The organism is Microbispora catharanthi (assembly GCF_006334915.2).
In the GTDB taxonomy this organism is placed as follows: Bacteria; Actinomycetota; Actinomycetes; order Streptosporangiales; family Streptosporangiaceae; genus Microbispora; species Microbispora catharanthi.
Genome location: NZ_VDMA02000046.1, coordinates 13,621 through 27,167, shown reverse-complemented (window position 1 = coordinate 27,167; position 13,547 = coordinate 13,621). Strand labels below are relative to the sequence as shown.

Sequence of the window (13,547 nt, the reverse complement as noted above, 5' to 3'; positions counted from 1 at the left end):
ACCTGGGCTGGAAGCCGCGCCTGCTGAGCGACTCCTCCACCGGCGCGGTGGCGGCCGGTGAGCCGGTCTCCAGTGTCGTCTCCGACGGCACCGGCGCCCCCGAGGTGGGCCTGAAGGGCCAGGAACTCCTCGTCTCCACCGCCAACTCCGCCGACGAGATCGGCACCTCCAAGGTCAACGCCGACCTCGCCCTGCGCACCTCCACCGACGTCGCCGCCGGGGAATACCACTCCACCCTCACACTGTCGCTGTTCAACCAGTCCTGACCCCGCAGGCGGGACGGACGCCACCGCTGGGCGGCGAAACACCGCCGCCACCATCTACCACGCGGGCGCGGCTCCGCGGAGCAAGGAGATCTTCCGCGTCGACCTGCCCGACATCAGCGCGCGGGCGGCGAACGGGTGGCGACCATGCCCGTCTTCGCCGTCGCCGTCGGCGGATAGCACCCCCTGCACCAGTCGGACGACGTGGCCGGGGGCGCGGCGTGGGACGACCCACACCGCGCCCCCGGCTCACGCATGCGGGTAGCCGTCCGGCCGGCCATCCCGTTTCATGCGATGTAACTTTCAGACATCCCATTTCTCGCCAGAATCGGGACCGACACCCTTGTAGACATGGGCTGTCTGCACCCAGTGCGAGGCGAGTGACGGCAATGCCGATGCGGCATGCGCAAACGCGCGGACTCGTGTGCCTCACCCGTGTTTCCACTTGTCGTACGCGCGAGGCCCCGCTGTGCCGCAGTGCGTCCCTCGCGCGCGCTGCGGCGGGGGAGTGTGGACAGATCGCTCTGCTTGACATACAACGACATCCAATGTCTCTGCGGTGACCGTCTGCTCATCTCCGTGAAACATCCAAGGGATCGTGTCCATGCGTACCGTCGTCGGGCCCGGGCCGTCGTGGCCGAGTTGATCCTCACGGGGCCGCCGTGCCCAACCGTCGCCGACCGCCCGCCGACGGCGATCGCGGTCCGCCCGCCGCGATACCCACGAAGGAGAAGGTGTAGAGGCGGTCACCCGAGCAGGGCCGACGGGGTTGGCCTCGACGGCCGCGCACGCCCAGCAAAATCCCCCCGATCGCGAGAGGTACCTCGCCATGTCCGCATCCTCGTTCCAGTTCAGCCGCAGGCAACTGCTCGCCACGGCCGCGCTCGCCACGGCCGCCGGCGTGCTGAAGGCCGGCCCCGCGTGGGCGAACGCCGGTCCGCAGAGTTACACCGCGAGCTGGTCGTCGGTGGACCAGCACCCGCCGGCCGCCGAGTGGTTCCAGGACGCGAAGTTCGGCATCTACTACCACTGGGGCGTGTTCAGCGTCCCGGCGTACGCCAACGAGTGGTACCCGCGCAACATGTACAACAACGGGTCAAACGAGAACAATCACCACAAGAGCGTCTATGGTGACCCGTCAGTGTGGCCGTACCACAACTTCATCAACGGCGCGCGGGACAAGGCCGGCAACTGGGTGCAGTTCGCGCCGAAGCTGACGTCGGCCGGGGGCAACTTCGACCCGAACGAGTGGGCGCAGCTGTTCGCCGACGCCGGCGCCAGGTTCGCCGGGCCGGTGGCCGAGCATCACGACGGCTACTCGATGTGGAACAGCCGGGTGAACGAGTGGAACTCGGTCGCCACCGGGCCCAAGCTCGACCTGCTGCGGTTGCACGCCGACGCCATCCGCGCCAAGGGCATGAAGCTGCTGGTGGCCATGCACCACGCCTACAACTTCACCGGCTTCTACCAGTGGGTGCCGTCACAGTCCAGCACCAGCCTGAAGAAGCTGTACGGCCAGCTCGACAAGACCACCGAATACCAGCTCTGGTACGACAAGCTCAAGGAGATCATCGACGGCTACCAGCCCGACGTCATCTGGGAGGACTTCAACCTCAGCCAGATCCCCGAGTCGTACCGGCTGAACTTCCTGTCGTACTACTACAACCAGGCGGTGGCCTGGAACAAGGACGTCGTCGCCACCTACAAGGACGGGTACAACACCAGGGGCGAGGTGGTCGACTACGAGCGCGGCGGCCCGGCGGGCATCCAGACCCCCTACTGGCTGACCGACGACAGCATCTCCAGCTCCAGCTGGTGCTACACCGTCGGCATCGGCTACTACTCGCTGAACGCCATGCTGCACTCGCTGATCGACCGGGTCAGCAAGAACGGCAACATGCTGCTGAACATCGCTCCGATGGCCGACGGCACCATCCCCTCCGGGCAGCGGTCGATCCTGCTGGGCATCGGCGACTACCTCAAGCGCTTCGGCGAGTCCATCTACGCCACCCGGGCCTGGGCGGTCTTCGGCGAGGGTCCCACGCAGATGGGCGGCGGCTCCTTCACCACTCCACGAGCGGGCACCGCGCAGGACATCCGGTTCACCCGCAGCAAGGACAACACGGTCCTGTACGCCACCGTGCTGGGCTGGCCGGGCGCGACGCTGAACATCGCGACGCTGGGCTCGAACCGGATCAGCCTGAGCAACCTGGCCTCGGTGCAGTTGCTCGGCTCCTCGGCGGGCCAGTACACCACCCTGCCCGACCGCACGCAGGACGGCTCGGGGCTGCACATCTCGATGCCCTCGTCCAACGCCCCGTTCAGCGCCCCGGCGTACGTGGTCAAGCTGACCTTCAACGGCCAGATCCCCGCCCTGGGCTCCGGCGGCACCCCCACCGGCTACGTGCGGATCGCCAACGTCGCCACCGGCCTGGTGCTGGACAGCGGCGGCAACGTCGCGTCGGGGTCGAACCTCAAGCAGTGGAACTGGGACGGCAGCAACAACCTGCAGTGGCAGCTGGTCGACCTGGGCGGCGGCTGGTATCGCATCGTCAACCGCACCAACGGCATGGTCGCCGACAGTTGGGGCAACACCGCCAACGGCGCCAACGCCAGGCAGGCGGCCTGGAACGGCGGCAACAACCAGCAGTGGCGCCTCAACGATCTCGGCAACGGCCGCTACCAGATCGTCAACCGCGGCACCGGCACGTCCCTCGACGGCATGGGCTACACCACCGCCGGCTCCGCCGTCGGCATGTGGACGCCCAACAGCAGCACCAACAACCAATGGACCGTCACCGCCATCTGACCACGACCCACCGCGCCGCCCGGATGCGGAGGACGCCTCCGCCCACGCTGACGAACAGGGCAGGATGAAGGACCCCGCGTGCCGGCCGGGCGTGCCGCCGGTGTCGGGAAGCCGCCGGAAAAGGTCGTTCCGGGCGCGAGAAGTTCACGAGGCCAGGTCTCTGAGTTCAGGGACCTGGCCTCCGCTCTCTCCACCGGCAGCACCACCACCTGGCCCCATGTCCGCGAGTCGATCGGCCCACTCGCCGTCCGGGCGGCCGTCCTCGTCCCGCGCGCCGTCGAAGACGATCGTCGCTCACGATGAAAAGGGCTCTCCTTCCGGGTTCATGGGCACACGTCCGGGTGGCGCAAGTGTTACCGCTACCACCAACAGCCGTCAAGGAAGGCGCCGTGCGGCGTGAATCATCCGCGTCCGCCCGGTATCTTTCCGGGGCCATTGAAGCGCTACTGACCTGCGGTTGAAGTCGATGACAAGGCTTGGCGGGGCCTTCGGGCCGGAGACCGGGGCTTGACACCGTCGACGGCACGCTCTAGACCCTGATGTTACCGATAACTCCAATAGGACGTCGCCGATCCCGTGACGCCGAACGGCTGGGAGCGTCGCCTCCGCGCGCCTCCGTCGTTCCCGCCTTCACGCCCCCCCCCAACGAGGAGAAGAACGATGCACGACTTACCCGTTCACCCGGCGGCCGGGCGGCGACGGTCGCCGGGCGCCGTCGCCCTGCGCCTGCTCATGGGCCTGCTCACGGCGCTCGTCACCTTGGCGGCCACCGCGCTCACCTGGACGGCACCGGCCTCCGCGGCCCCCGCGCCGCTGGTGAGCGCCGTCTCCGGCCGTTGCCTCGACGTGAAGGGCAACGTCGACACGCTCGGCACCATGCTGGACATCTGGGACTGCAACGGCCAGGCCAACCAGGGCTTCGAGTTCACCTCGGCCGGCGAACTGCGCACCATGAACGGCACGCGGTGCGTGGACGCGTACAACAACCAGACCTCGCCCGGCACGCAGGTGATCATCTGGTCCTGCAACGGGCAGGCCAACCAGAAGTGGCGGCAGAACTCCGACGGGTCGATCACGGGGACGCAGTCGGGCCTGTGCCTCGATGTGGACCACGCCGGCACCGTCAACGGCACCGCGGTCATCCTGTGGACCTGCAACGGGCAGAGCAACCAGAAGTGGAGCACCACGACCGGCGGCGGCAGCGCCCTCGTGGTCGACGCGGCCAGCGTCGTGCGCCCGGTCACCCGCGTCGGGTCGGGCACCCTCTACGGCCTGTCCGACGCGAACACCCCGCCCGTGTCGATCATGCAGCCACTGAAGCTGCACCAGCTCCGTCAGCCGCCGCCGCTGCACGAGCACCGGCCGAACGGCTCTCCGGTTCCGATCGGCGACACGTTGAACATCTGGCAGAACGCCGCGGCCATCGGCGCCGTGATCACCGTCGACATGGCGGACAGCTTCGACGGCTTCCCCTACAACTGGACCAACTGGAACGACTGGTACAGCCGGATCGACAAGATGATCGCGGCGGCCAAGTCCGCGGGCGTCAGCAACATCGACGCCTGGGAGCCGTGGAACGAGCCGGACTGGACCTGGCCGTCGGCGTCGGGCGTCTCCTTCAACGACGGGTGGGTACGCACCTACCAGCGGATCCGGCAGAGCGAGCCGAACAAGGCCATCATGGGGCCGAGCTACTCGTACTGGAACGTGAACGCGATGCGGGCCTTCCTGACCAACGCCAAGGCGACGAACACGCTGCCGCAGGTCGTGTCGTGGCACGAGCTGAGCGGATGGCAGCAGGTCACCGCCAACGTCCAGGCCTACCGGAACCTGGAGCGTGAGCTCGGCATCTCGCCGCGGCCCATCTCCATCAACGAGTACGCCACGACCAGCGAGATCGACGTGCCGAGCAGCGCGAACCACTACGTGGCGCAGTTCGAGCGCGCGGGCGTGCGCGACGCCGAGCGGGCGTTCTGGTACGAGGCCGGCACGCTCAACGGCCTGCTGTACAACGGCCAGCCGACGGCGTCGTACTGGATGTACAAGTGGTACGCCGACCAGACCGGCAACGTCGTCAAGGTCACTCCGACCACGTACAACGACGGCGTGGCCGCCTACGACGGCAGGACGTTCAGCCTGGTCTTCGGCGGTCAGGCCGGCAACAACACGATCCGCGTCGACGGGATCGGCGGCCTGGGCTCCTCGGTCACGGCGACCCTCGAGTACGTCCCCGGCTCGGGACGCAAGACGAACGTGGCGGCGGCGACCCGGGTGTGGTCGAACGCCTACACCGTCACCAACGGCAGCGTCACGATCCCGATCGCCAACCAGGACGCCAACGGCGCCTACCGGCTGGTCCTGACGCCGGGATGACATGCACGCAGGAGGCCGCCGGGCGCCCGGCGGCCTCCTCGCGCGCCTATCCCCTATGCCTATTCCCGGACCAGGTGGACCAGGGCGCTGGCGTAGTCGCCGGGAGCCAGATCGGGGAACAGACCGTGGGTGAGCAGGACCGCTCCGTGGTGGACCTCTCCCGTGGCCGTGTCGCGGTAGCGCGCGTCCGGGTCGAGGGCGCGCAGCGGGATCCCCGGGTCGGCGTGCCCGAACCGGCGGGCGCGGCGGTGGACGAGCACGGCGGCCTCGCCGCCGTCGGAGGCGAGGTACTGCACGGCCGACAGCTCGCCGTCAGGCGGCAGCAGACGGTACTGCCGGCCGTGCTGGACCAGTGGGCGGATCCGCTTGTAGTCGGCGACCAGCTCGGCCGCCCGGTCCAGATCGGCCTGGCTCCACTCGGTCAGGGCGCCGCCGATCGCGAGCACCCCGGCCATGGCCACGTGGAAACGGAAGTCGAGGGGGATCTCCCGGCCGGTGTAGGGGTTGGGGCTGTCGGTGACCCACGCGCCCATCACCCGGGCCGGGTAGAGCTGCGAGAAGCCGTGCTGGATGTCCAGCCGGTCGAGGGCGTCGGTGTTGTCGGAGGTCCACACCTGGTCGGTGCGCCGCAGGATGCCGAGGTCCACCCGGCCGCCGCCGCTGCTGCACGATTCGATCCTCACGTGCGGGTGGGCGGCGCGCAGCCGGTCGAGCACGTCGTACAGGGTGCGGACGTGGCCCAGCCACAGCCGCTCGTCCGGGCCGGCCTCGGTGAAGGGGCGGTTCATGTCCCACTTGAGGAAGTCGACGGCGTTCTTGGCCAGCAACTCGTCCAGCGTCCGGTAGAGCCAGTCCCCGACCTCCGGCCGGGACAGGTCGAGCACGAGCTGGTTGCGGTGCTCGGTGCGCCGCCGGTGCGGCCGGTGGATCACCCAGTCGGGATGGGCGCGGTAGAGGTCGCTGTCGGGGTTGACCATCTCCGGCTCCACCCACAGCCCGAACCGCATGCCCAGCTCGTGCACCCGGTCGATCAGCGGCCCGAGCCCGTCGGGGAACCGGTGCGGGTTGGGATACCAGTCGCCGAGCCCCGCGGCGTCGTGGGTGCGGGTGCCGAACCAGCCGTCGTCCACCACGAACAGCTCCACGCCCATCCGGGCGGCCGACTCCGCCAGCCGGATCTGCCCGTCCAGTGAGACGTCGAAGCCCGTGGCCTCCCAGGAGTTGTAGAGCACCGGCCGGATCTCGCCGGCATGCGGCAGCACATGCCGGAGCTGGTGGTCGTGCCAGGCGCGGCTGGCCGCGCCGAAGCCGCCTTCGGTGTAGAGGCCCGCGCACACCGGCGTGACCAGCTCCTCGCCGATGCCCAGCTCCCAGGTCACGGGGTCGTGCCCGGCCCCGGCCGACAGTGTCACCCGCTCGGTGGGAAGGCGCTGAGCGGTGAGCCGCCAGCTCCCGCTCCAGGCCAGCGCGCACGAATAGACCGCGCCGTGCTCCTCGCCCGCCGTGCCGTCGTCGACCATCGCCCAGGGGTTGGCCTGGTGGCTGGTCACCCCCCTGCGGCTGGTCAGGACGGTCTCGCCGTACGGTAGCTCGGCGCGGTGCAGCCGGGTCTCCGCGCCCCACTGACCGCGTACGGAGCTGAGCCGGTAGCCGTTCAGCCGGGGGAGGACCCAGGTGGCGGAGTCCGCCCGTACGACGGTGACGGGCTCGCCCTCGTTGCGCAGGACCAGGTGGCGCTCGATCACGTCGCCGTACAGGCGGTAGTGGCACTCCACGGCCAGCGGGTAGTGACGGTCGGCGTACGCCAGCACCAGCTCCCGATCGGTGCGGCGTTGCCCGGTGAAGACGAGCTCCAGGTCGCGGGTGCCGTCGGCGAAGCGCACCTGCAGGCCGGCGTGTCCGTAGCACAGGCCCCCGGTCGCGATCAGGTCGAAGGAGCCCTCCAGCGGGTCCTCCACCGGCCGGAAGCCGGGCCGCGGCAGCCGTAGCAGCAGCGAGGCCGCCTGCTCGGGGGTGAGCCGAGGTCCCCAGTGCATGACGCGCGGCCGGTCGGCCTCGTCGAGGTGCAGTACGTAGGAAGAGGACGGCCCGGACAGCACCCACAGGCGGTGTTCGGAGTCGTGGTAGATCATCTCAGCCTTTCGACGGCGAAGGAGAAGACGGCATGGCATGCGGGACCGCTCCACCCGCATGACGCGGCGGAGGGCTGTGGAGGCGTGGGGGTCAGGCGGGCGGGGGGCCGCTGCTCTCCCGCACGATGAGTTCGGGCTCGCTCCAGGCCGGGACGGCCGGGGCGTTCTGCGGGTCGAGCCTGCGGTGCAGCAGGCCGAAGCAGGCCCGGCCGAGACCCTCGAAATCGAGCCGGACCGTGGTGAGCGAGGGGTTGAGGTAGGCCGAGGGCGGGGAGTCGTCGAAGCCGACCACGCTGAGGTCGCCGGGGATGTCCCGCCCGGCCTCGCGGGCGGCGCGCATGACGCCCAGTGCCAGGTCGTCGTTGCCGCACAGGATCGCGGTGACCGATCGGTCCGCGAGCAGGGAGCGCACGGCGAGGTAGCCGGATCGAGGGCTCCAGCCGCCGGGCAGCGGCTCGGGCAGCGGCCGGCCGGCGGCGCCCAGCGCGTCCTGCCAGCCCTGGGTGCGCTGCGGCAGCGCGCTGGTGGAGGAGGGGATGGCCACGTAGTGGACGGTCTGGTGCCCCAGGCTCAGCAGGTAGCGGGTCGCGTGCGCGGCCGCCGCCCGGTCGTCCAGCCAGATCTGCCAGGGGTCGTCCGGCCCGTCGTCGGGCCGCCGCTCGACGGCCGCCGCGACCGGGACGTCCGCGGGCAGCGCCCGCAGCGCGCGCACGCCCGCGTCGTCGAAGGCGATCACCATGACCGCCTCCCCGGGCCGGTTCAGCCGCAGGGCGATGTCCGCCTGGCCGGAGTTCCGCTCCAGCACGCTGATGCCCACGGAGAACCCGGCCGTCCTGGCCGCCTCCTCCATGCCGCGCAGCGTGGCGGCGGCGCCGTACAGGGCGGTGTCGGAGGTGAGGACGGTGACCGAGCGGACCGGCCCTCCGGCCAGCGCCTGGGCCAGCCGGTTGGGCCGGTAGCCGAGTTCGGCGATGACCTGGAGGACCCTGGCCCGGGTCGCCTCGCTGACCCGGGCCTTGCCGTTGATGACGCGGCTGACGGTCTGCTGGGAGACACCGGCCACCCGGGCGACGTCCCAGATGCTCGCCGACCGTGTGCGGGGAGCGTCCTGGGCAGGCATGTGACCGGTAACTTCCATGAGTCAGACCTTACTTGATGGCGGCGTTGGCCTCGGTGGTGATCTTCTGGGCGGCGTTCTGCGGCGACAGCTGGCCCAGCCAGACCTGGTTGAAGATGTCGAGCGCTTTGACGTTGTAGACGTCGGCCGCCTCGGTCAGCGGGTAGCCCATCGTGGTGCCCTCGGCGGCCTTCTTGAAGCCGGTGACGTCGACGCCCTTGGCCTTCCACGCGTCGGCGAAGACGTCGTTGAGCGAGGGGATGCCCGGCCAGACGGCGCCCGCCTGGGCGACGGCCTTTTGATGGCGTTCTGACGTCAGCCACTTGAGCAGCTCCCACGCTTCCTTCGGGTGCTTGGTGCCGGCGTAGACGGCCTCGGTCAGGCCGTTGTAGACACTGCCCTTGCCGATTGGCCCCGCGGGGAGATCGGCGACGCCGAATCCGCCGCCCGGCAGCGCGGTGTCGAAGGCGCGCAGCATCCAGCTTCCGTCCATCGCGGCGGCCGCCTCGCCGCGCCCGACGACCTGGTCCAGGGACGGGCCGTTGGGCGGGTTGGTGACCGTGGCGGGCACCGCGACGTGATACTTCAGCCGCAGGTCCTGGACGAACTGGATGGCCTGCACGCAGGCCGGCTGGTCGATGGTCCACCGGCCCCACGGCTTGTCCTGGAGCGTGCAGCCGTTCTGCAGGGCGAAGTTCCACCAGTCCTGCTGACCGGTGGGCGCCTGCATGGCCAGGCCGTACTGCTTGACCTTCTTGGGGTCGAAGCCCGGCTCGTCGGCGTGCTTGCCGTTCTCGTCGACCGTCAGTTTCTGCAGCGCCTTGACGAAGGTGCCGCCGTCGGCGGGGTTCCAGGTGAGGCCGTCGAGGTCGGCGGGGGTGAGCCCGGCCTCCTTGAGGGCCTTGGTGCTGTAGAAGAGCCCGATGGTGTCCCAGTCCTTGGGCAGGCCGTAGACCTTGCCGTCCACCTTCCAGCCCTCGGCGAGCTTGGCGTCGTAGATCGAGGTGTCCACCTTGTCCTGGGCGATGAGCGGCGCCAGGTCGGTGAGCACGCCCTCCTTGCTGAACTTGGGGAAGTAGGAGACGTGGTCCCAGAAGACGTCGGGGGCCGAACGCCCGGCGAGCTGGGTCTGCAGCTTGCTCCAGTAGTCGTTCCAGTTGTTCAGCTCGATCTGCACCTTGATGGTCGGATGGGCCTTTTCGAACTCGCGGATCGACTGCTCGATCGGCGGCTTCTGCACCTCGTCCCACATGGCGTACCTGAGGGTGACGGCGCCGCCGGTGGAGTCCGAGCCGTCTCCGCCGCCGCACGCGGCGAGGGACAGCAGGGCCGCCGCCGCGACAGCGGATACAGCGATTTTTCTGGACATATGCGTATGCCCTTCTCTCTGCGGGGGGTGGTTACTTCAGCCCGGTGAGGGCGATCGAACGGACGATGTGCCGCTGGAACAGCAGAAAGATCACGATGAGCGGCAGCAGCGCGAGGGCGGCGGCCGCCAGGATCAGGTGATATTGGGAGGAGTGCTGGCCCTTCAGCGCCGAGATGCCGAGCGTGACCACCCGGGTGGCGTCGCCGTTCGTGACGATCAGCGGCCACAGCAGCGTGTTCCAAGTCGTGATGAACGTGATGGTCGCGAGGGTGGCCAGGATTGGCCGGCTCAGCGGGAGCAGCACCCGGACGAGCACGGTGAGCGTGCCCGCGCCGTCGATGCGCGCGGCCGACTCCAGGTCCCGGGGAATCGTGCGGAAATACTGCCGCACAAGGAAGATCCCGTACGGCGTGCCGAACGCGGTGGGCAGGATCAGCCCGAGATAGGTGTCGATCAGCCCGAACTCCCGCATGATCAGGAAGAGCGGGACCAGGGTGACGATCTGCGGCACCATCATCGTCGCGAGGTAGCCCCAGAACAGCACGTCGCGGCCGGGGAACGACATCCTGCCGAAGGCGTAGGCCGCCATCGTGCTGAACACGACCTGGCCGGCCGTGACGGCCCCGGCGTAGACCAGCGAGTGCAGCAGGAAGCCGGCCATGTCGTACTGCGACCAGACCTGGGCGAAGTTCTCGAGCGTGACGGGGAAGGCGGGCTCCCAGGCGGGGGTGGTGAGCACCTGCGCGGGTTCCTTGAACGCCGAGTTCAGCGTCATCAGATACGGCGCGACCGAGACCACGGCGCCCGCGAAGAGCGCGAGATACAGAGCGATCCTCTTCATCGGGCTCCTCAGGAGAAGTCGTAGACGGTGCGCTTGCGGAAGTAGAGGAACTGCGCCGCGGTGACCAGCAGGATCAGCGCGAACAGCACCATCGCCAGCGCCGAGGCGTAGCCGGACCGGAAGAGCTGGAACCCCTGCTGATAGATGTGGAAGTTCAGCACGTCGGTGGCGCCGCCCGGGCCGCCCTGGGTCATCACGAAGACCGTGTCGAAGATCTGGAACGACCCGATCGTGTTCGTCACCAGCACGAAGAACAGCGACGGCCGCAGCAGCGGCAGGGTGATCATGAAGAACCGCTGCATCGGCGTGGTGCCGTCGATCGCCGCGGCCTCGTACAGCGTGTGCGGAATCGCCTGCAGTCCGGCCAGCAGGATCAGCATCGTGTAGCCCGTGTACTGCCAGACGTTCACCGAGGCGATCACCGGCATGGCCCACGCGGGGTCGGTGAGCCAGTTCGGGCCGTCGATCCCCACCATGCCCAGCGCCTGGTTGACCACGCCGTATCTCGGGTCGAACACCCAGGACCAGATGATGCCGAGTGCCACCGGCATGGCCATCCAGGGCAGCACGAAGACCACCCGGAGCACCTTGCCGCCGCGTATTCGCCGGTTCAGCGCCAGCGCCAGCAGCAGCGCCAGCACGGTCTGCGCCGGGATGTTGAGCACCACGTAGTAGATCGTGTTGAGCACGGCCCGCCACACCTCGGGATCGGCGGCCAGCTCGCGGTAGTTGTCCAGCCCGACGAACGACGGCGCGCCCATCAGGTTCCAGTCGAACAGGCTCAGCGCCGCCACGCCGAAGATGGGCGCCACCAGGAAGAGCAGGAAGCCGACGAGGCTCGGCGCGAGCAGGGCGTACGCTTCGGCGACGGCGCGAACCCGCGCCGCGAGCCGGCGCTCCACTCGGCGGTGCCCCTGCACGGACCGGTCATAGGTAATGTTATCGATCACATTCTCTCTCCATGAGCCACCAGGGACCCGGAGGATTCCGGTGATGCAGAGAAGAGTTACCGATAACATCCGTGTCGTCAAGTGCCCGTCGATTCGCGACGACCAAGTGATCCATGTGGAAGACCGTGCGGTGCGGGGGCGGCGGCTGCTCGGGTGACTCCTCCTCCGCCGGCACCGCTCCCTCCTGCCTGCCGTCTCCTACGATGGGCGTTCGTGATCACGAGTCGGAGGCCGCGTCTGCGACCGGCAGAACCCGCTGATCATGACCGCATCGTCGTCGTGGACGACTGGTGGGAGCAACCGATCCGGTCGGGCCCGCCCCGGCTGTTCCCCGATCATTTCCACCGCACCAGCCTGGTGGCCGAGGACGGTGACCGCCTCGCGGGGTGGCTCCCACCGCGCCGGAAGACCGGCGCGGCATCGCCAGGGTGACCGCGGCCGCGATCGGCATCTGCCTGCGGCACCCGGACCTGGGCGGATCAGGTCGACGGGACGGGGCCCGTCGAGTCGCGGACGCTGAGGGTCGTCGCGAGCTGGAGGTGCCGGGAGGCGGGCTGGACGCCGTCCGCCATGCCGAGGACGGTCTCGACGGCCATCCGGCCCATGCCGACGAGAGGCTGCCGGACGGACGTGAGCCGGGGCGTGGTCCACTCGGTCTGCGGTGTGTCGTCGAACCCGGTGACCGACAGCTCGCCGGGGACGGCGATGTGCAGCTCCTTGGCCGCGGCGAGGACGCCGACGGCGATCTCGTCGTTGCCCGCGACGACGGCGGTCGGCCGCTCGTCGAGCGAGAGGACGTCACGGCCGTGCCGCAGGCCCGCCTCCACGGAGAACGCCTCATGGCGGATCAGCGTGCGGTCCGGCGTGATGCCGGCCGAGTCGAGCGCGGCCTGGTAGCCGTGGAAGCGTTCCACCGAGGGGGCGGAGCCCAGCGGGCCGCCGACCCAGGCGATCCTGCGATGGCCGAGCCTGATGACGTGCTCGGTCGCCGAGCGACCGCCCGCCCAGTTGGTGGCGCCGATGCTGACGACCCGTGATTCGGTCGTGTCGATCGGGTCGATCGTCACGACGGGCACCTCGAGATCCTCCGCAGACAGGAGCACCGCGTCGGGCACGGCCACGGCGAGCGCGATGACACCGACGACGCCGGACGCCTTCTGCTCCTCCACCCAGGCACGGGCCGCCGTATGGTTCGTGCTGATCGGCTCACCGGGTGGCAGCCGAAGGAGGAGTTCGGCCTGCGCGGAGGTCGCGGCCACGAGTATCCCCTGGAGCACCGTCCCGGCATAACGGGACTCCACGAAGTCGAGCATGGTGACGAGGGCCCGGTCCCGTGTCTGCTCGTGACGCGCCGCCGTCGGCTTGTAGCCGATCTCGGCCATGACTCCGAGGACGAGCTCACGCGTCTTCGGCCCCACATCGCTGCGCCCGTTGAGGACCTTCGACGCGGTCGTGGGCGAGACACCGGCCAGTCGGGCGACATCCGCCAAGGTGGCTCGCTCGGAACGACCTCGCCGTGGCATCAAAGCTCCTTTCGGGGCTACGAAATTATTTCGAAATCTACCACGCGCCCTATCCGTCAAGTGCTGCCAGGCATTCTCCCTCGTCCGCCCGTTGACACCGGACGGACACACCACCTACTGTCCTGGCAGCAACGAACAAGTTGCGAAATATTTTCGTAACCATCCTCTGG

The 13,547-nt window shown here is 69.2% G+C and carries 9 protein-coding genes; 3 read left to right on the top strand and 6 right to left on the bottom strand.

What is annotated here, in order from left to right:
- The 3 genes from FH610_RS43165 to FH610_RS44090 all read left to right on the top strand — a co-directional run.
- Nucleotides 1-266 (top strand): hypothetical protein (locus FH610_RS43165; protein WP_205826448.1); only part of this gene is annotated, 266 nt, incomplete at its 5' end.
- Nucleotides 267-1,092: 826 nt separating this feature from the next.
- Nucleotides 1,093-3,072, top strand: coding sequence for an alpha-L-fucosidase (locus tag FH610_RS41890; RefSeq protein ID WP_139580802.1), 1,980 nt, complete (start codon nt 1,093-1,095; stop codon nt 3,070-3,072).
- Nucleotides 3,073-3,732: 660 nt separating this feature from the next.
- Nucleotides 3,733-5,445: an RICIN domain-containing protein gene (locus FH610_RS44090; protein WP_205826447.1), complete on the top strand. Its 1,713-nt coding sequence runs from the start codon at nt 3,733-3,735 to the stop codon at nt 5,443-5,445.
- Nucleotides 5,446-5,504: 59 nt separating this feature from the next.
- On the opposite strand, the gene FH610_RS41880 is transcribed toward FH610_RS44090, so the two are convergent.
- The 6 genes from FH610_RS41880 to FH610_RS41850 all read right to left on the bottom strand — a co-directional run bounded on the left by FH610_RS41880 (nt 5,505) and on the right by FH610_RS41850 (nt 13,344).
- Nucleotides 5,505-7,577 (bottom strand): alpha-galactosidase, encoded by a 2,073-nt coding sequence (locus FH610_RS41880; protein WP_139580801.1) that lies wholly within the window; start codon nt 7,575-7,577, stop codon nt 5,505-5,507.
- Nucleotides 7,578-7,668: 91 nt separating this feature from the next.
- Entirely contained in the window at nt 7,669-8,715 is a 1,047-nt protein-coding gene (locus tag FH610_RS41875) for a LacI family DNA-binding transcriptional regulator (RefSeq protein WP_205826446.1), read from the bottom strand.
- A 10-nt stretch (nt 8,716-8,725) separates the two neighbouring features.
- Entirely contained in the window at nt 8,726-10,063 is a 1,338-nt protein-coding gene (locus FH610_RS41870; RefSeq protein ID WP_139580800.1) for an ABC transporter substrate-binding protein, read from the bottom strand.
- 31 nt (nt 10,064-10,094) lie between these two features.
- Nucleotides 10,095-10,904 (bottom strand): carbohydrate ABC transporter permease, encoded by an 810-nt coding sequence (locus FH610_RS41865; RefSeq protein ID WP_139580799.1) that lies wholly within the window; start codon nt 10,902-10,904, stop codon nt 10,095-10,097.
- Between the two features lie 8 nt (nt 10,905-10,912).
- The gene (locus FH610_RS41860) at nt 10,913-11,854 is read right to left on the bottom strand and encodes a carbohydrate ABC transporter permease (RefSeq protein WP_205826445.1); all 942 of its coding nucleotides are present in this window, start codon (nt 11,852-11,854) and stop codon (nt 10,913-10,915) included.
- 479 nt (nt 11,855-12,333) lie between these two features.
- A complete protein-coding gene (locus FH610_RS41850) occupies nt 12,334-13,344 on the bottom strand; it encodes a LacI family DNA-binding transcriptional regulator (protein ID WP_240809515.1) in 1,011 nt (336 codons plus the stop codon).
- Nucleotides 13,345-13,547: the final 203 nt, after the last annotated feature.

Bases quoted from the DNA above. Each gene is read 5' to 3' on its own strand.
- FH610_RS41870 (WP_139580800.1), bottom strand. From the start codon at position 10,063: ATGTCCAGAAAAATCGCTGTATCCGCTGTCGCGGCGGCGGCCCTGCTG.
- FH610_RS41890 (WP_139580802.1), top strand. From the start codon at position 1,093: ATGTCCGCATCCTCGTTCCAGTTCAGCCGCAGGCAACTGCTCGCCACG.
- FH610_RS41865 (WP_139580799.1), bottom strand. From the start codon at position 10,904: ATGAAGAGGATCGCTCTGTATCTCGCGCTCTTCGCGGGCGCCGTGGTC.
- FH610_RS41875 (WP_205826446.1), bottom strand. From the start codon at position 8,715: ATGGAAGTTACCGGTCACATGCCTGCCCAGGACGCTCCCCGCACACGG.
- FH610_RS44090 (WP_205826447.1), top strand. From the start codon at position 3,733: ATGCACGACTTACCCGTTCACCCGGCGGCCGGGCGGCGACGGTCGCCG.
- FH610_RS41880 (WP_139580801.1), bottom strand. From the start codon at position 7,577: ATGATCTACCACGACTCCGAACACCGCCTGTGGGTGCTGTCCGGGCCG.